The sequence below is a fragment of the Cupriavidus sp. 01L45 genome (assembly GCF_056399885.1).
Map to the genome: position 1 here is coordinate 86559 of NZ_JBFTSG010000008.1, position 16400 is coordinate 102958.

Annotated in this window: 16 protein-coding genes; 14 read left to right on the forward strand and 2 right to left on the reverse strand. The window is 67.0% G+C overall.

Annotation, left to right across the window (positions count from 1 at the left end):
* Positions 1-20: 20 nt before the first annotated feature.
* Positions 21-1085: a substrate-binding domain-containing protein gene (locus tag AC1DT6_RS07620; protein ID WP_441629729.1), complete on the reverse strand. Its 1065-nt coding sequence runs from the start codon at positions 1083-1085 to the stop codon at positions 21-23.
* Between the two features lie 515 nt (positions 1086-1600).
* On the opposite strand from AC1DT6_RS07620, the gene AC1DT6_RS07625 reads away from it, so the two are divergent.
* The 8 genes from AC1DT6_RS07625 to AC1DT6_RS07660 all read left to right on the forward strand — a co-directional run bounded on the left by AC1DT6_RS07625 (position 1601) and on the right by AC1DT6_RS07660 (position 8808).
* Positions 1601-2266, forward strand: coding sequence for a fumarylacetoacetate hydrolase family protein (locus tag AC1DT6_RS07625; protein WP_441629785.1), 666 nt, complete (start codon positions 1601-1603; stop codon positions 2264-2266).
* A complete protein-coding gene (locus tag AC1DT6_RS07630) occupies positions 2263-3027 on the forward strand; it encodes a fumarylacetoacetate hydrolase family protein (protein WP_441629730.1) in 765 nt (254 codons plus the stop codon). The genes AC1DT6_RS07625 and AC1DT6_RS07630 overlap by 4 nt, the downstream gene beginning before the upstream one ends.
* A gap of 28 nt (positions 3028-3055) precedes the next feature.
* Entirely contained in the window at positions 3056-4516 is a 1461-nt protein-coding gene (hpaE, locus tag AC1DT6_RS07635; RefSeq protein ID WP_441629731.1) for a 5-carboxymethyl-2-hydroxymuconate semialdehyde dehydrogenase, read from the forward strand.
* 61 nt (positions 4517-4577) lie between these two features.
* Positions 4578-5426, forward strand: a complete 849-nt coding sequence (gene hpaD / locus AC1DT6_RS07640; protein WP_441629732.1) for a 3,4-dihydroxyphenylacetate 2,3-dioxygenase — start codon at positions 4578-4580, stop codon at positions 5424-5426.
* A 53-nt stretch (positions 5427-5479) separates the two neighbouring features.
* The gene (locus tag AC1DT6_RS07645; protein WP_441629733.1) at positions 5480-5869 is read left to right on the forward strand and encodes a 5-carboxymethyl-2-hydroxymuconate Delta-isomerase; all 390 of its coding nucleotides are present in this window, start codon (positions 5480-5482) and stop codon (positions 5867-5869) included.
* Between the two features lie 45 nt (positions 5870-5914).
* On the forward strand, positions 5915-6718 hold the full coding sequence (hpaH, locus tag AC1DT6_RS07650) for a 2-oxo-hept-4-ene-1,7-dioate hydratase (protein ID WP_441629734.1): 804 nt from the start codon (positions 5915-5917) through the stop codon (positions 6716-6718).
* Positions 6719-6731: 13 nt separating this feature from the next.
* On the forward strand, positions 6732-7535 hold the full coding sequence (hpaI, locus tag AC1DT6_RS07655; protein WP_441629735.1) for a 4-hydroxy-2-oxoheptanedioate aldolase: 804 nt from the start codon (positions 6732-6734) through the stop codon (positions 7533-7535).
* A gap of 265 nt (positions 7536-7800) precedes the next feature.
* On the forward strand, positions 7801-8808 hold the full coding sequence (locus AC1DT6_RS07660; RefSeq protein WP_441629736.1) for a Bug family tripartite tricarboxylate transporter substrate binding protein: 1008 nt from the start codon (positions 7801-7803) through the stop codon (positions 8806-8808).
* Between the two features lie 7 nt (positions 8809-8815).
* Here the strand turns inward: AC1DT6_RS07660 and AC1DT6_RS07665 are convergent, their stop codons facing one another.
* Complete coding sequence (locus AC1DT6_RS07665) at positions 8816-9637, reverse strand: DNA-binding transcriptional regulator (RefSeq protein WP_441629737.1); 822 nt, start codon at positions 9635-9637, stop codon at positions 8816-8818.
* Between the two features lie 133 nt (positions 9638-9770).
* Here AC1DT6_RS07665 and AC1DT6_RS07670 point away from each other — a divergent pair, with 133 nt between their 5' ends.
* The 6 genes from AC1DT6_RS07670 to AC1DT6_RS07695 are packed head-to-tail and all read left to right on the forward strand — an operon-like array spanning position 9771 to position 16374.
* Positions 9771-10706 carry an alpha/beta fold hydrolase gene (locus AC1DT6_RS07670; RefSeq protein ID WP_441629738.1) on the forward strand — a complete coding sequence of 312 codons (936 nt, stop codon included), beginning with the start codon at positions 9771-9773 and terminating at the stop codon, positions 10704-10706.
* 35 nt (positions 10707-10741) lie between these two features.
* Positions 10742-12607 (forward strand): bifunctional 3-(3-hydroxy-phenyl)propionate/3-hydroxycinnamic acid hydroxylase, encoded by a 1866-nt coding sequence (locus AC1DT6_RS07675; protein ID WP_441629739.1) that lies wholly within the window; start codon positions 10742-10744, stop codon positions 12605-12607.
* A gap of 1 nt (position 12608) precedes the next feature.
* Positions 12609-13559, forward strand: a complete 951-nt coding sequence (locus tag AC1DT6_RS07680; RefSeq protein WP_441629740.1) for a 3-carboxyethylcatechol 2,3-dioxygenase — start codon at positions 12609-12611, stop codon at positions 13557-13559.
* Positions 13560-13576: 17 nt separating this feature from the next.
* Entirely contained in the window at positions 13577-14368 is a 792-nt protein-coding gene (mhpD, locus tag AC1DT6_RS07685) for a 2-keto-4-pentenoate hydratase (RefSeq protein WP_441629741.1), read from the forward strand.
* Between the two features lie 51 nt (positions 14369-14419).
* The gene (locus AC1DT6_RS07690) at positions 14420-15397 is read left to right on the forward strand and encodes a Bug family tripartite tricarboxylate transporter substrate binding protein (protein WP_441629742.1); all 978 of its coding nucleotides are present in this window, start codon (positions 14420-14422) and stop codon (positions 15395-15397) included.
* Between the two features lie 26 nt (positions 15398-15423).
* Positions 15424-16374 carry an acetaldehyde dehydrogenase (acetylating) gene (locus AC1DT6_RS07695; protein WP_441629743.1) on the forward strand — a complete coding sequence of 317 codons (951 nt, stop codon included), beginning with the start codon at positions 15424-15426 and terminating at the stop codon, positions 16372-16374.
* Positions 16375-16400: the final 26 nt, after the last annotated feature.

Here is a 16400-nt window from a genome sequence, read left to right on the forward strand (position 1 = left end):
AAAAGCGGGTGGAAGACGGTTCATGCCGGCGCGGCGACGGTGCCGCCCAGGCGCAGGGTGTGTGGCAACAGGGTGATGCGTCCGGGCCTGGCGCCGTCCTGCTTGCCGGTGCCGGACGGCGCGAAGCGCGCAAGCAGACGCGCGACGGCGCGCTCGCCGATTTCGGTATTGGGTTGGACCACCGATGCCAGTGCCGGCTCCACCAGCGCGCCGAGCGCAATGCCGTCGTAGCCGAGCACGGAGATGTCGCGCGGCACGCGCAGGCCGAGCCGTTTCAGGTCCGAGATCACGCCGATCGCGAGCAGGTCATTGGTGCAGAAGAAGGCGGTCGGCGCGTCCGGCCCCACGGCCAGCGCGCGGATCTGTTCGGCGTTGCTGGCCGTGTGGGTGGGCAGGCATGCCGGTGGCGCGGGTTCCAGGCCGTGCGCCCGCATGGCGTCGCGGTAGCCGTCGAAGCGCTGGCGGGCACGGTCGGATGCGATGAAGGCGCCGGATACCACGCGGATGCGGCGGTGCCCGGCGGCGATCAGCGCTTCCACGCCTTCGCGGGCGCTGGCGCGGTTGTCTACCGAGACGGAATGGCGCTGGCTGCGGGCGGCAGCCTGGTTGTAGGTCAGCACGTAGGGCACACCTTCCGCGTCGAGCTGGTCGAGCACGGCGCTGCGGGCGGCATCGGCCACGGTCAGCACCATGCCGTCCACGCGGTGGCGCAGCAGGTATTCGATGCGTTCGCGCTCGCGCGCCGGGTCGTAGGCGCTGGTCACCAGCATCAGCGAGTAGCCGGCGGCCAGCGCTGCGTCTTCGATACCGCGCCAGCATTCGGCGAACACGGCGTTCTCCAGTGTCGGCAGCATCACGCCAATCATGCGGCTTTGCTGCGCGCGCAGTTTGCTGCCAAGCAGGTTGGGGCGGAAGCTGAGTTTCCGCGCTGCGTCCAGCACGCGCTGCACCGTGCCTTCGCGCACCAGCGCCGGGCTGTTGAACGCGCGGGACGCGGTGGCCAGCGAGACGCCGGCCGTCTGCGCCACGTCAGCCAGGGTGGCGGCGTCGGGCAGGGTGGGCGATCGGTCCTGGTTGCGCTTCACGTGTGTCGTTCCGGTCTCGGTTAGCGAAGAAGGCATGGCGGCAGAAATGAAAACGTTTTCATTCAAGCTGCAAAAAAATCGGGTAGCAAGCTCTTTTGCTGCTGCGGCGCATTAGTAAATTTGCGCTGCAGCAAGGCCTGACCCGGTACAGGGCGAATTCTGGCGATGCTGCATGACAGCACGATGACAGGCCCGCGTCCACGCTCCCGGAGCCGGGTAGCCTGAACCTGCCAGCGGCCGCAGAATGTGCGAGAAGCCGGACGGCACAAAGCACTTGAAACTCCCGCGCAATCTTATTAACATGTTAAGTACAGGCGGCGCCAACGGGCGATCCGCCACGACGATCCGCAAGCCGGGCAATGCAATGGCCGGGCGCAGAGCGGGCGCAACCAGACAGGAGCACGATGCGACAAGCCAGAATCGCTGCCGGCGGCCGGCCGGTGCGGGCAATGCCGGTGGACGAAGCCACCTTGCTGCCGTGGGACGGGGCGCGCGCCCTGCGTGAAGACGAGTTCATGTGGCAGCCCGCCATCACCGGCACGGTCTACGGCACGCTGCTGAATTTCAAGGGCGCGCTCGCGGCCCTGGGCGACAGCGTCAACGCTGCGCCGTACCAGGCGCCTCCGGCCGGACCCATCCTCTACATCAAGCCCGCCAATACACTGGCCGCCCACGGCAGCGACGTAGCGCTGCCGCCGGGGCAGGACACGCTGGAGATCGGCGCCGCGCTGGGCATCGTGATCGGCTGCCGCGCCACGCGCGTCGATGCGGCGCGGGCCGCGGACTATATCGCCGGCTACACGGTGGTGTCGGACGTCAGCGTGCCGCATGCCAGCTACTACCGCCCGGCGGTGCGCCACAAGTGCCGCGACGGCTATTGCCCGATCGGCCCGTGGGTGACCGCGCGCGAGCAAGCGGGGAACCCCGATACGCTCATGATGGTAGTGCGCATCAACGGCGAGGAACGCCAGCGCAATCACACCGGCAACCTGCTGCGCCCGGTGGCGCAATTGCTGGCCGATGTCACCGCCTTCATGTCGCTCGAAGCCGGCGATGTGCTGCTGGCGGGCGTGCCGGAAGGCGCGCCGCTGGCGCGTGCCGGCGACACCGTGGAGATCGAGATCGAAGGCGTAGGGTGCCTGCGGCACAGGGTCGTGGCAGCCATTGGGGAGACCGCATGAGAACCGCACGCGTGGCCTTCGATGGCCTGATCCATAGCGCGCAACCGGTGGGCGAGGGCGCACTGCGCCTCGACGATGGCCGTGTGGTCAGCGAGGACGCGGTGACGTGGCTGCCTCCGCTGGCGCCGCGCACCACGTTCGCGCTCGGCCTGAACTATGCCGACCATGCACGCGAACTCGCCTTCAAGGCGCCGGAAGAACCGCTGGTCTTCCTCAAGGGGCCGGGCGCGTTCATCGGCCACCGCGCCCACACCATCCGGCCCGAAGGCGTGAAGTACATGCACTACGAGTGCGAGCTGGCGGTGGTGATCGGCAGCACCGCACGCGGCGTCAAGGCGGCGCAAGCCTACGACTACGTGCGCGGCTACACAGTGGCGAATGACTACGCCATCCGCGACTACCTGGAAAACTACTACCGCCCCAACCTGCGGGTGAAGAACCGCGACACCTGCACCCCGCTCGGACCCTGGCTGGTCGATCGCGACGACGTGCCGGACCCGATGAACCTGGCGTTGCGCACCACCGTCAACGGCAAGCTGACCCAGCAGGGCAACACGCGCGACATGATCTTCGGCATTCCGTGGCTCATCGAATACTTCAGCAGTTTCATGACGCTGGAGGCGGGCGACGTGATCCTCACCGGCACCCCGGAAGGGCTGGCCGATACACAGCCGGGCGATGAAATCGTCACGGAAATCGAAGGCGTGGGGCGGCTGGTCAACACCATCGCCTGCGCCACCGGATACGGCAGCGTGCGCTGATACGCCACGCGCCAACAAGGAGGAAGACATGATCAAGCACTGGATCAACGGCAAGCAGGTCGACAGCAAGGACACCTTCGTGACCTGGAACCCCGCCACCGGCGAGGAGATCGCCACCGTGGCCGCGGGCGGCGAGGCCGAGGTCAACGCCGCGGTGGCGGCGGCCAAGGCGGCTTTTCCGAAGTGGGCCAATACGCCCGCCAAGGAGCGCGCGCGCATCATGCGCAGGCTGGCGGACCTGATTACCGAGCACGTGCCGCACCTGGCCGCGCTGGAAACCCAGGACACCGGCCTGCCGATCGCGCAGACCGGCAAGCAGCTGATTCCGCGGGCCGCCGAGAACTTCAATTTCTTCGCCGAGGTGTGCGTGCAGATGAACGGCCGCACCTATCCGGTCGACGATCAGATGCTGAACTACACGCTCTACCAGCCGGTGGGTGTGTGCGCGCTGATCTCGCCGTGGAACGTGCCCTTCATGACCGCCACCTGGAAGGTCGCGCCGTGTCTGGCGCTGGGCAATACCGCGGTGCTGAAGATGTCGGAGCTGTCGCCGCTGACGGCGGACCAGCTCGGCATGCTGGCGCTGGAAGCCGGCGTCCCGGCCGGTGTGCTCAACGTGGTGCAGGGCTACGGCGCCAGCGCGGGCGACGCGCTGGTGCGCCATCCGGATGTACGCGCGGTGTCGTTCACCGGCGGCACCGCCACCGGCAAGCGCATCATCGAACGCGCCGGCCTGAAGAAGTTCTCGATGGAGCTGGGCGGGAAGTCGCCGGTGCTGGTGTTCGACGACGCCGACCTGGAGCGCGCGCTGGATGCCGCGCTATTCACCATCTTCTCGATCAACGGCGAGCGCTGCACCGCCGGCTCGCGCATCTTCGTGCAGGACACCGTCTATGACGACTTCGCGCGCAAGTTCGCCGAGCGCGCCAGGCGTTTGCGCGTGGGGGACCCGACCAGCGAGCAGACGCATGTGGGCGCCATGATCACCCAGCAGCACTGGGAGAAGGTCACGGGCTATATCCGCCTGGGCGAGCAGGAGGGCGCCACCATCCTGGCCGGCGGCGCGGAACGTCCGTCCGATCTGCCGGCGCACCTGCGCAACGGCAACTTCGTGCAGCCTACCGTGCTGGCGAATGTGGAAAACCACATGCGCGTGGCGCAGGAGGAAATCTTTGGCCCGGTGGCCTGCCTGATCCCCTTCAAGGGCGAGGATGACGGCCTGGCCATGGCCAATGACACCGCCTACGGCCTGGCCTCGTATATCTGGACGCAGGACGTGGGCAAGGTGCACCGGCTGGCGCGCGGCATCGAGGCTGGCATGGTGTTCGTCAACAGCCAGAACGTGCGGGACCTGCGGCAGCCTTTTGGTGGCACCAAGGCGTCCGGCACCGGGCGCGAAGGGGGCGAGTTCAGCTTCGAGGTGTTTGCGGAGGTGAAGAACGTTTGTATCTCGATGGGCGGGCATCACATTCCGCGCTGGGGCGTTTGAGAGCACCCGGCGCGCCGGGTGGGCTGCGAACCGGCGCCATGACAAAACAGGAGACACCGCAATGGGCAAGCTTTCACTCGCCGCCAAGATCACGCACGTACCGTCGATGTACCTGTCGGAGCTACCCGGCAAGCACCACGGTTGCCGCGAAGCGGCAATCGCCGGCCACCGCGAGATCGGCCGGCGCTGCCGCGAGCTTGGGGTCGACACCATCGTAGTGGCCGATGTGCACTGGCTGGTCAACGCCGGCTACCACGTCAACTGCAACGCGCATTTCGAAGGCATCTACACCAGCAACGAGCTGCCGCACTTCATCAAGGACATGGCCTATGCCTACGACGGCAACCCCGAACTGGGCCGCCTGATCGCCAGCACCGCGACTGAACGTGGCGTGATGACGCGCGCCCATGAGATCGCCAGCCTGGAACTGGAATACGGCACGCTGGTGCCGATGCGCTACATGAACGCCGACCGCCACTTCAAGGTGGTGTCGGTCGCGGCCTGGTGCGCCTGGCACCAGCTCGACGAGAGCCGCCGCTTCGGCGCCGCGCTGCGCGAGTCCATCGAGGCCAGCGACGCCAATGTGGCCTTTCTCGCCAGCGGCTCGCTGTCGCACCGTTTCAACGACAACAACAGCCCCGAGGAAAGCATCCACCAGATCAGCCGCGAGTTCTTCAAACAGGTGGACCTGCGCGTGGTGGAACTGTGGAAGCAGGGCGACTGGGCCACCTTCTGCCGCATGCTGCCCGAGTACAACGAGCACTGCATCGGCGAGGGCGGCATGCACGATACGGCCATGCTGCTTGGCTTGCTGGGCTGGGACAAGTACGACCAGCCTGTCGATATCGTCACAGACTATTTCACCAGTTCCGGCACGGGCCAGATCAATGCGGTCTTCCCGGTGCGCTGACGGATCACTGGATCGCTGGATCACTGGATCACGACTCACCAACGAGGCCGCCAATGCCCCACATCATCGTCGAGTACACCGATAACATCCGGGCCGAGGCGCGCGTGCCGGCCCTGCTCAAGACCATCAACGACGTGCTGATCGCGCAGGACGGGGTGTTTCCCACCGGCGGCATCCGCTCGCGCGCGCTGGCACTGACCGACTACCGCATGGCGGACGGCGAGGAGGACTATGCCTTCGTCCATATCACGCTGAAGATCGGCGCCGGGCGCGCCGAGGCGGTAAAGAAGACGGCTTGCGACGCGCTGTTCGAGGCCGTCAAGGCGCACTTTGCCGAGCTGTACGCGCGGCGCTACCTGGCGCTGTCGATGGAGCTGGTTGAGTTCAACGAGGGCGGCAGCTACAAGCACAACAACGTCCATGCCCGCTTCAAGAAAGCCTGACCGGCGCCACGCCCACTCAATCTCAACGCTACCCACGGAGACCCCATGCTCAGCCCTGAGCTGATTCGCCAGCTTGCCCATCGCCTGCACGATGCGGAACAATCGTGCAAGCAGATCCGGCAGATCTCGCTGGACCATCCCGACATCACCATCGAAGACGCCTACGCCATCCAGCGGGAATGGATCGCGCACAAGCTGGCCGGGGGCCGCACCGTCAAGGGCCACAAGATCGGCCTGACCTCGCGCGCCATGCAACTGTCCTCGCAAATCGACGAGCCCGACTACGGCACTTTGCTCGACGACATGTTCTTCCAGGACGGCGCAACGATTCCCCCCGGCCGGTTCATCGTGCCGCGCGTGGAGGTGGAACTGGCCTTCGTGCTTGGCAAGCCGCTCAAGGGGCCGCACTGCACGCTGTTCGACGTCTACGACGCCACCGCCTACGTGATCCCCGCGCTGGAGATCATCGATGCGCGCAGCCATTCGATCGACCCCGACAGCAAGCGCCCGCGCAAGGTGTTCGACACCATCGCCGACAATGCCGCCAATGCCGGCGTGGTCATGGGCGGCCGGCCGGTGAGGCCCTTCGATGTGGACCTGCGCTGGGTCTCGGCCATCATGTCGCGCAATGGCGTGATCGAGGAAACCGGCGTGGCCGCCGGCGTGCTCAACCATCCGGCAAACGGCGTGGCCTGGCTGGCGAACAAGCTGCATCCGTTCGGCGTGAGCCTGGAAGCGGGCGAGGTGATCCTTGGCGGCTCCTTCACCCGGCCGGTGGCCGCCAGCCCGGGTGATACATTCCAGGTGGATTACGGCGCGCTGGGCGCCGTGGCTTGCCATTTCGCATGAATCCGAGGCCATCATGGAATTTCCCCTCAATACCTTCAAGCGCGCGCTCGCCGCGGGCGAGCAGCAGGTCGGGCTCTGGCTCGGGCTGGCCAGCCCGTACGCGGCCGAGGTGCTCGCCGGCGCCGGCTTCGACTGGCTGCTGATCGACGGCGAGCACGCGCCCAACACGGTGCCGTCCATCCTGGCGCAGTTGCAGGCGCTGGCCGCCTATCCGGTGCAACCGGTGGTGCGCGCGTCCTGGAACGACACCGTGCAGATCAAGCAACTGCTCGACCTTGGTGTGCAGACGCTGCTGGTGCCCATGGTGCAGGACGCCGTCGAGGCCGCCGCCGCCGTAGCGGCGACGCGCTATCCGCCGGAAGGCGTGCGCGGCGTGGGCAGCGCGATGGCGCGCGCCTCGCGCTGGAACCGCGTCGATGGCTACCTGGGCCGCGCCAACAGCGAGATGTGCGTGCTGGTGCAGGTAGAGACGCGCGCCGGGCTTGAACATCTGGACGAGATCGCGGCCACCGAAGGCGTGGACGGCGTATTCATCGGCCCGGCGGACCTGGCTGCCGATATGGGGCACCTTGGCAATCCGGGCCATGCAGAGGTACAGAGCGCCATCGCCGGCGCTATCGCGCGCATCCGCCGCGCCGGCAAGGGGGCGGGCATTCTCAGCGCCGATGTGGCGCAGTCCCGCAAGTACATGGCCCTCGGGACGACGTTTACCGCGGTTGGCGTGGATGCCACGATGCTGGCCCGTGCGGCGGAAAGCCTGGCTGCGCAGTTCAAGGGGCGGGGCGGTGCCGGGGCCGGCGGGGACAAGACGTACTAGCCGGAGCCGGCCGGTGCGCCAAAACCGTCTGCAATGACGACGGCTGTTACTCCTTCTCCCCTCATGGGGAGAGGGTTGGCGCGGTTTGGCCAGGAACCACTGGAAGCGGAGCCAATGGTTTTTTCCGGCACGAAGGCGTAACCAGCGCCGGCCCTTTCCCCCGCCCCCTTTTTCCGCAAGCGGGAGAGAGGAGCAGATCAGCGTATCCGAGGCAGGTCCCATCCTGGCAGCACGAAAAACAAGAGAGGAAGCGAGGAGTCACAATATGCAAACATCAGCCTGCCCGCCATGCGCGCGCTCGCTCTCTATCGCGCGGCAAACATTCCGTGCTGCGGTCCTGCTGACGGCATCGCTCTGCGGCGTTACCCAGGCCCTGGCCGCCGATCCCCCCGCACGCTGGGTGGTGCCCTCTACCGCGGGCGGCGGCAGTGACCTCGCCACGCGCATCGTCGCGCAGACGATCGCGCCGGTCATGCACCGGAACATCGTGGTCGACAACAAGCCCGGTGGCGCCACCATCCTGGCCGCGCAGGACGTGGCCAAGGCCCGCGCCGACGGCGCCACGCTGCTGACCGCCGGGCAGGGCATGCTGGTGCTCAATCCCGCGCTGTACCGTAAGCTGCCTTACGACGTCGGCAGGGACTTCACGCTGGTCACCTCGCTGGTGAAGCTGCCGGTGGTGCTGGTGACCAACCCGGCTCTGCCGATGAATACGCTGCCCGAGTTCATCGCCTGGATAAAGGCCGGGCAGGGCAAGGCGACCTATGCCTCGGTGGGCGCCGGCAGCCCGCATCATCTGAGTGCCGAACTGATGCTGGACCGCGTGCAGGCCAGCGCGGTGCATGCGCCCTACAAGGGCACCCTGCCGGCGCTGCAAGACGTGGCGGGCGGACAGGTCGATTTCATGATGGCTGACCTGTCGGCAGCGGTGCCGCTGATCCGCGCCGGCCGCCTGCGAGCGATTGCGCTGCCCGCTGAACAACGATCGGCGGTACTGCCGGATGTTCCGACCTTTGCGCAAGCCGGCTTGCCGGGGTTCACGGCCTTTGCCTGGCAGGGCGTGGTAGTGCCGGCCGGCACGCCGGCCGCTTCAGTCGACAAACTCAACGCGGCGATCACGGCCGCGCTGAAGGATCCGGCTGTGGTCAGGCAGATGCAGGAGCTTGGCCTTGAACCCATGGGCGACACGCGGGCAGGATTTGCCGAGTTCGTGGAGCGTGAGCGCGTGAAGTGGGGAGCCTTGATCCGCGCGCACAAGATCGCGCTGGACTGAGCCGCGCCTAGGTGGTCTGCCGTGCTGGCACGGGCGCGGCCATGCCTTCCTGGACACGATTTGCGATGTCCTGCAGCGGCGCAACGAACCGCTTGATCGCTTCTTCCTCGCTCAGGGCGCGCGCGAGATACACCACGTTCAGGCTGCCGCGCACGCGGTCCTGATACCGGATCGGCACGGCGACGGCGCCGATCTTGCGCTGCTCGAGCCAGTCGCCGCGATTGGAGCCAAAGCCATCCGCGCGCACGCGCTCCACCAGCTTGCGGACATAGGCTGCGTTATTGGCCAGCGCCGCTTGTTCTTCGCCCCCCGCCCCCGAACGGAGCAGGTTGAGGATATCGTCCCGTTCGGCGTCGCCGCAATACGCAAAATAGGCCCGCCCGGCTGCCGTCGAGAGCATCGGCAGGCGCCGTCCCACCATCGCACGGTGAAAGGACAGCGGGCTGAAGCGATGGGTGGTTTCGCGAATGATCATGGCGTCGCCGTCGGGCGTGGTCAGGTCGGACGGCCACAGCACGCGCTGCAAAAGTTCTCCCATCAGCGGCGCGGCGATGGTGGAGATCCACTCGTCGTCATTGAAGCCTTCACTCAGGGCCCGTACCTGCAGCGTCAGGCGATAGCTGTCGTCCGACTCGCTGCGGCGCACGTAGCCTTCCGCGATCAGCGTCTCCAGCAGGCGCCTGACCGTGGTGCGGTGCAGCCCGGTCAGTTCGCTCAGTTGCAGGGCGGTCCCGCGCCCGCTTTCCATCCGGTTCAGCGCCTTCAGCACGTCCAGTCCACGGCTAAGCCCGCGCACGCTGGCATACGGGGAGGTTCGGCTATGCGGCATAAATTACCCTAAAAAACCCTTTTAAATCAACGTTGTGCACTCCTTGCACATTCTGTTCGTTTTTTTGTCGGGATGCAATCGGGTCTCTACACTCCGCTGTACTACTTAGACATTCACGAACGAAGGAGACACGATGCCCAGCGCCGCCACCAGCCTCAAGCCCGTCCAGTCCAGCCAGGCCAGCCAGCCGTTCCAGAGCATCTGGGGTGAGTTGCGCGGCGTTTCCTTCAGCCAGGGCTGGCTCGATGCCAAAGGCATCCGCACCCGTTACCTGCATGCCGGCAGCAGCGACAAGCCAGCACTGATTCTGCTGCATGGTGTCGGCGGCCACGCCGAGGCTTATGTACGCAACCTGCAATCGCATGCCGAGCATTTCGACGTATGGGCCATCGACATGATCGGCCACGGCTGGACCGACAAGCCGGCAGGCGGGCGCGAGATTCCCGATTACGTCGACCATGTGATCCGCGTGATGGATTCCCTGGGCATCGAGCGCGCCTCGTTCAGCGGTGAGTCGCTGGGCGGCTGGGTGGCCTCGCGACTGGCCATCGACCATCCCGAGCGGGTGGAGCGGCTGGTACTGAACACGGCCGGCGGATCGCAGGCGGACCCGGTGGTGATGGAGCGCCTCAAGACGCTGTCGATGCGCGCCGTGGAAGAACCGGGCTGGGACTTCATCAAGGCCCGCGTGGAATGGCTGATGGCCGACAAGGCCAAGGCCTTCGACGACCTGATCGCCACGCGCCAGGCCATCTACGCGCAAGCGGGCATGGTCGAGGCCCAGCGCGGCAACATGGTGCTGCAGGACATGGAAACGCGCCAGCGCAACATCCTGCGCGCCGAGCACTATGGCCGCATCAAGGCCCCGACGCTGGTGCTGTGGACCTCGGATGACCCCACCGCCGATGTCTCGGAAGGCCGCCGCATCGCCACCATGATTCCCGGCGCGCTGTTCACGGTGATGGATGGCTGTGGCCACTGGCCGCAGTTCGAGGATGCCGCCACCTTCAACCGCATTCACCTGAACTTCCTGCTCGGCAACGCCGTGCCGGAAGCGACTGCGGTTTAAGCCCGCCAGATCCGCGAAACAGCAGGAGAGGAGACATGAACAACGCCATCGAGATGGCGGGCGGAGACGCTCGTCCGCAGGATCTTGCCACCGACGTCGCCATCATCGGCGCCGGGCCGGTTGGCCTGATGATCGCCAACATACTTGGCCTGCAGGGCGTGCGCGTCGTGCTGGTCGAGAAGCTGGACCAGATCATCGATTACCCCCGCGCCATCGGGCTCGACGACGAGGCACTGCGCGTGTTCCAGTCGGTCGGCCTGGCCGATGCGCTGCTGCCGCATACCACGCCGCACCACTGGATGCGCTTCGTCACGCATACCGGCCGCTGCTTTGCATCGATCGAGCCGCGCACCGACGAGTTTGGCTGGTCCCGCCGCAACGCCTTCATCCAGCCGCTGGCCGACCGCGTCCTGTATGACGGCCTGCAGCGCTTTGCGCATGTGAGGGTCCTGCTGGGCCACGGCATCGCGGCCTTCACACAGGACGAACTTGGCGTGACCCTCAGCGCGGAAGACGCGCAGGGGCGGGTCACTTCGATCCGCGCTGCCTATATGGTGGGCTGCGATGGCGGCAACAGCATCGTGCGGCGCACGCTCGATGTGCCGTTCGAAGGGCGCACCAAGCCAAACCAGTGGATTGTGGTCGACGTGCGCAACGACCCGATCGGCACGCCGCATATCTACATGCATTGCGACGCGACCCGCCCCTATGTCTCGGCCGCGCTGCCGCACGGGATCCGCCGCTTCGAATTCATGGTCATGCCCGGCGAGACGGAAGAGGAATTGTCCCGGCCGGAAAACCTCGCCGCGCTGATCCGCAAGGTGGTGGCCGAGCCGGACAAGGTCGACTACATCCGCAAGCGCGTCTATACGCACAACGCGCGGCTGGCGCGCACGTTCCGCGTCCACCGCGTGCTGCTGGCGGGCGACGCCGCGCACATCATGCCGGTCTGGCAGGGGCAGGGCTACAACAGCGGCATCCGCGATGCGAGCAACCTGGGCTGGAAGCTGGCGATGGTGGTCAAGGGCGTGGCGCAGGACCGCCTGCTCGACACCTATGGCGTGGAACGCCGCGCCCATGCGCGCTCGATGATCCACCTGTCGGAGGTGGCGGGCGACATCTTCGCGCCCGCCAGCCGCTTCGGTGCGTCGGTGCGCGACGGCCTGACGCGGGTGCTGAACGTGTTTCCCCCGGTAAAGCAGTACTTCGTGGAGATGCGCTTCAAGCCCATGCCGCGCTACGAATCCGGGGTGGTGCTGTTGCCCGGGCGCCAGCGGGACGACGGCTTCCTCGCGCGCTTGCTGGAGCGCTCCGGCAACTCGCCGCTGGGACGCATGCTGGGGCTGATGAGCGAGAAACGGGATTCGCTGGTGGGAAGGCTTGTCCACGGCCGCGATCCGGCCGGCGGGTCGCCGGTCGGGCGCATGTTCATCCAGCCGATGGTGCGGACCGAGGCAGGCCATACGGTGCGCCTCGACGACGTGATCGGCAATCGCTTTGCCATCGTTGCCTGGGGTGCCGACCCGACCTTCGGCCTGACGCCGCAAGCGCGTGCCGTCTGGGAAAAGCTGGGCGCCTGTTTCGTGATGGCCAAGCCCGATACGCAGCTCGCCTATCGCGACGATGTGCCGGACGGCGTGATTGCCATCGGCGATGCCGCCGGGCGCCTCAAGGAATGGTTCGGCAAGGTGCCGGACTCCGTGGTGCTGCTGCGTCCCGACCGCTTCGTGGCCGGCATGTGCTCGCCGCAGCAGGTGTCGGAGGCCATCCAGGCGCTGGCCGGGAAGCTTGCCCTGGCCGACGTGTCGCCGGCGGCATCTGCTGCCTCGGGCGTACTGCCTGCCCAGCCGGACGCGGCGCCGGTGCCCGGCCGCGCGATCGCCTTTGCGCGGGGAGCCTGACATGCCGATGCATCTCGAATGCCTGTCCCATACGCCGCTGCACGGCTATTACGATCCCGCACCGGAGATCGTGGCCGAAGTGGAGCGCGTGCAGGCCGCGGCGCGTGCCCGGGTACAGGCCTTTGCGCCGGAACTGGTGGTGGTCTTCGCTCCGGATCATTTCAATGGATTCTTTTATGACGTGATGCCGCAGTTCTGTATCGGCGTCGAAGCCAGCGCCATCGGCGACTTCAAGAGTCTCGCCGGCCCGCTCGATGTGCCGCGCGGCACTGCCATTGCGATGGCGCAGGCCGTGCTGGCCAGCGACGTGGACGTGGCCGTGTCGTACCGCATGCAGGTGGACCACGGCTGCGCGCAGGCGCTGGAAGTGCTGCTGGGCGGGCTCGGCCAGTGCCCGGTGATTCCCGTCTTCATCAACTCGGTGGCGCCGCCCATGGCGACGTGCCGCCGTGCGCGGCTGCTGGGCGAGGCCATCGGTGGCTTCCTGCAAGGCCTGGGCAAGCGCGTGCTGGTGGTGGGGTCGGGCGGCATTTCACATGAGCCGCCCGTGCCGGAAATCGCTTCGGCCAACGCGGAGGTCGCCGAGCGCCTGATTGCGGGGCGCAACCCGTCGCCCGAGTCGCGTGCTGCCCGCCAGGCGCGTACCGTGGCCGCCGCGCAAGCCTTCACCAAGGGCGACAGCCCCCTGCATCCGCTCAATCCGGCATGGGACAGGGCTTTCCTGGAACTGCTCGCCAGCGGCAACCTGGGCGGGGTGGATGCGATGCGCAACGACGACATCACGCGCGACGCCGGCAAGTCGGCGCACGAGATCCGCACCTGGATCGCCGCATTTGGCGCGCTGGCCGCCGCCGGGCCTTACCAGGCATCGGTCGAGTACTACCGGCCCATCGACGAATGGATCGCAGGCTTCGGCGTGATGCAGGCACGGCCTGCCACCGGGCACGCATAACCCAACCAGGATCAACCATGTCAAACCAGGAAATGACGCTCGCGCTTGCCAAGCGGCTGCGCGAGGCAGAGCAGACGCGCACGCCGGTCGAACCGCTGCGCGGCGAAATCCCGCCCGGCGATGCCGCGATGGCCTATGCCATCCAGCGCGCCAACGTCGACGCGTGGCGGGCTCAGGGCCGCCGCGTGGTGGGCCGCAAGATCGGCCTGACTTCGCCAGCGGTGCAGCGCCAGCTTGGCGTGGACCAGCCCGACTTCGGTACGTTGTTCGCCGACATGGTCTTCGGCGACGACGAGCCGATTCCGGTAGCGCGCACCCTGCAGCCGAAGGCGGAAGCCGAGGTCGCGCTGGTGCTCTGCCGCGATGTGCCGGAGGAGGACGCCACGCTGGTGGACCTGATCAACGCCATCGCCTACGTGCTGCCCGCGATTGAAGTGGTCGGCAGCCGTATCCGCGACTGGGATATCTCGTACGTGGATACCGTGGCCGACAACGCCTCCAGCGGCCTGGTGGTGCTCGGCGCTGTGCCCGTGCCGCTGGCCGGCCTGGACCTGAAGACCGTGAAGATGGAAATGCTGCGGGACGACGAGCGCGTCTCCATGGGTTCGGGTGCGGATTGCCTTGGCCATCCGCTCAACGCCGCGGTCTGGCTGGCCCGGAAGCTGGCCTCGCTGGGCGACCCGCTGCGCGCCGGCGACCTGATCCTGACCGGTGCGCTCGGCCCGATGGCCGCCGCCGGACCGGGGCAGTGCTTCGAGGCCCGCATTAGCGGCATCGGCAGTGTGCGGGCACGGTTCGCACAGGGCTAGCGCGCCGCGTATCAAGCGATTTACCCCATTAGAAATACACAAGGAGACAACATGAAATACGCAAAACCCATCCTGGCAGCACTGCTCGCGACCGTCGGCCTGGCCGCCAACGCCCCCGCCATGGCCGACACCTTTCCCAGCCGGCCGCTGACCATCGTCGTGCCGTTCCCCGCCGGCGGCGTGACCGACATGATTGCGCGCCAGATGGCGCAGCAGATGCAAACCGGTCTCGGCAAGCCGGTCGTGGTCGAGAACCGGCCCGGCGGTGGCGGCCAGATCGCCGCGCAATCGGTCAAGCGTGCCGATGCGGATGGCTACACCCTGTTTGTGGCCGCCACCGAAATGTTCGCGATCAATCCTGGTCTGTACCGCAATTTCTCGTACGACCCGCTCAAGGATTTCAAGCCGGTGACGGCACTGGCTTCGTCGCCGCTCGTGCTGGTGGTGCCGCAGGGCAGCCCGGTCAATTCCGTCAAGGAACTGGTGGCGCTATCCAGGAGCAAGCCAGACGGCGTGAACTATGCCTCGCAGGGCATCGGCTCGATCGGGCACCTGCTGGGCGGCCTGTTCGCCGACAAGTCCGGCGGCCATATGACCCACGTGGCCTACAAGGGCTCGGCCCCGGCCTTGCAGGATGTGATGGCGGGGCAGGTCGACATGATGTTCGACCCGGTGATCACCACCTCGCCGCTGATCAAGGGCGGCAAGGTCAAGCCGCTGGCCATCGCGGCGCCTCGCCGCTCGCCTTCGCTGCCGGACGTGCGCACGCTCTCCGAGCTCGGCATTGGCGGGCTGGATGCCGGCGTCTGGTTCGGCATGGTGGTCAAGACCGGCACGCCTGATGCCATCGTCGCGCGTCTCAATGAGGCGGCGGTCAAGGCGCTCAAGGCACCCGAGGTGACCAGGCGGTTTGCCGACCAGGGCCTGGAAGCGCTGCCCATGACGCCGCAACAGTTCGGCGCCTTCCTCAACAGCGAAAGCACGCGCTGGGCCCCGCTGGTCAAGGCCAGCGGCGCCAGCGTGGAATGACGCGAAACAAGCAACAGGAGAACGACATGACCCGCAAGCTGAAAGCAGCCATCATCGGTTCCGGCAATATCGGCACGGACCTGATGATCAAGATCATGCGCCACGGCGAGCAGATCGAGATGGGCGCGATGGTCGGCATCGACCCGGCATCGGACGGCCTGGCACGCGCCGCGCGCCTCGGCGTGGCGACCACCCACGAGGGCGTGGAAGGATTGACGCGCATGCCCGTGTTCGGCGACATCGACATCGTGTTCGATGCCACCAGCGCCGGCGCGCACGTGAAGAACGATGCGTTCCTGCGCGGCCTGCGCCCGTCGCTGCGCATGATCGACCTGACGCCGGCGGCCATCGGCCCGTACTGCATCCCGGTGGTCAACGGCGACGCCCATCTCGACGCACACAACGTCAACATGGTCACCTGCGGCGGACAGGCCACCATTCCCATGGTGGCCGCTGTCTCCCGCGTGGCGCCCGTGCTGTACGCCGAGATCGTCGCGAGCATTTCCAGCAAGAGCGCGGGCCCCGGCACGCGCGCCAATATCGACGAATTCACCGAGACCACCTCGAAGGCGATCGAAGCGATCGGCGGGGCCTGGAAGGGCAAGGCCATCATCGTGCTCAATCCCGCCGAGCCGCCGCTCATCATGCGCGACACGGTTTACTGCCTGAGCGAGATGGCGGAGCAGGATGCGGTCGCCGCGTCGATCGAAGCCATGGCCGCCGAGGTGCAGCAGTATGTGCCGGGGTACCGCCTCAAGCAGAAGGTGCAGTTCGAGACGATCCCGGCCAATGCGCCGCTGGTGGTGCCGGGCGTGGGGCGGGTGAGCGGGCTCAAGACTTCGGTGTTCCTGGAGGTGGAGGGCGCTGCCCACTATCTTCCCGCCTATGCCGGGAACCTCGACATCATGACCAGCGCCGCGCTGACCATCGCCAGGCGCATGGCCGGCGCCATGCTTGCCCAACGCGCTGCCGCCTGACGCGGCCGCTCATCAGGAAAGACTGT

What these genes read in the sequence shown, in the direction of transcription:
- AC1DT6_RS07625 (WP_441629785.1), top strand. Translation starts at nt 1,601, where the DNA reads ATGTGGCAGCCCGCCATCACCGGCACGGTCTACGGCACGCTGCTGAAT.
- AC1DT6_RS07630 (WP_441629730.1), top strand. Translation starts at nt 2,263, where the DNA reads ATGAGAACCGCACGCGTGGCCTTCGATGGCCTGATCCATAGCGCGCAA.
- hpaE (WP_441629731.1), top strand. Translation starts at nt 3,056, where the DNA reads ATGATCAAGCACTGGATCAACGGCAAGCAGGTCGACAGCAAGGACACC.
- hpaD (WP_441629732.1), top strand. Translation starts at nt 4,578, where the DNA reads ATGGGCAAGCTTTCACTCGCCGCCAAGATCACGCACGTACCGTCGATG.
- AC1DT6_RS07645 (WP_441629733.1), top strand. Translation starts at nt 5,480, where the DNA reads ATGCCCCACATCATCGTCGAGTACACCGATAACATCCGGGCCGAGGCG.
- hpaH (WP_441629734.1), top strand. Translation starts at nt 5,915, where the DNA reads ATGCTCAGCCCTGAGCTGATTCGCCAGCTTGCCCATCGCCTGCACGAT.
- hpaI (WP_441629735.1), top strand. Translation starts at nt 6,732, where the DNA reads ATGGAATTTCCCCTCAATACCTTCAAGCGCGCGCTCGCCGCGGGCGAG.
- AC1DT6_RS07660 (WP_441629736.1), top strand. Translation starts at nt 7,801, where the DNA reads ATGCAAACATCAGCCTGCCCGCCATGCGCGCGCTCGCTCTCTATCGCG.
- AC1DT6_RS07665 (WP_441629737.1), bottom strand. Translation starts at nt 9,637, where the DNA reads ATGCCGCATAGCCGAACCTCCCCGTATGCCAGCGTGCGCGGGCTTAGC.
- AC1DT6_RS07670 (WP_441629738.1), top strand. Translation starts at nt 9,771, where the DNA reads ATGCCCAGCGCCGCCACCAGCCTCAAGCCCGTCCAGTCCAGCCAGGCC.
- AC1DT6_RS07675 (WP_441629739.1), top strand. Translation starts at nt 10,742, where the DNA reads ATGAACAACGCCATCGAGATGGCGGGCGGAGACGCTCGTCCGCAGGAT.
- AC1DT6_RS07680 (WP_441629740.1), top strand. Translation starts at nt 12,609, where the DNA reads ATGCCGATGCATCTCGAATGCCTGTCCCATACGCCGCTGCACGGCTAT.
- mhpD (WP_441629741.1), top strand. Translation starts at nt 13,577, where the DNA reads ATGTCAAACCAGGAAATGACGCTCGCGCTTGCCAAGCGGCTGCGCGAG.
- AC1DT6_RS07690 (WP_441629742.1), top strand. Translation starts at nt 14,420, where the DNA reads ATGAAATACGCAAAACCCATCCTGGCAGCACTGCTCGCGACCGTCGGC.
- AC1DT6_RS07695 (WP_441629743.1), top strand. Translation starts at nt 15,424, where the DNA reads ATGACCCGCAAGCTGAAAGCAGCCATCATCGGTTCCGGCAATATCGGC.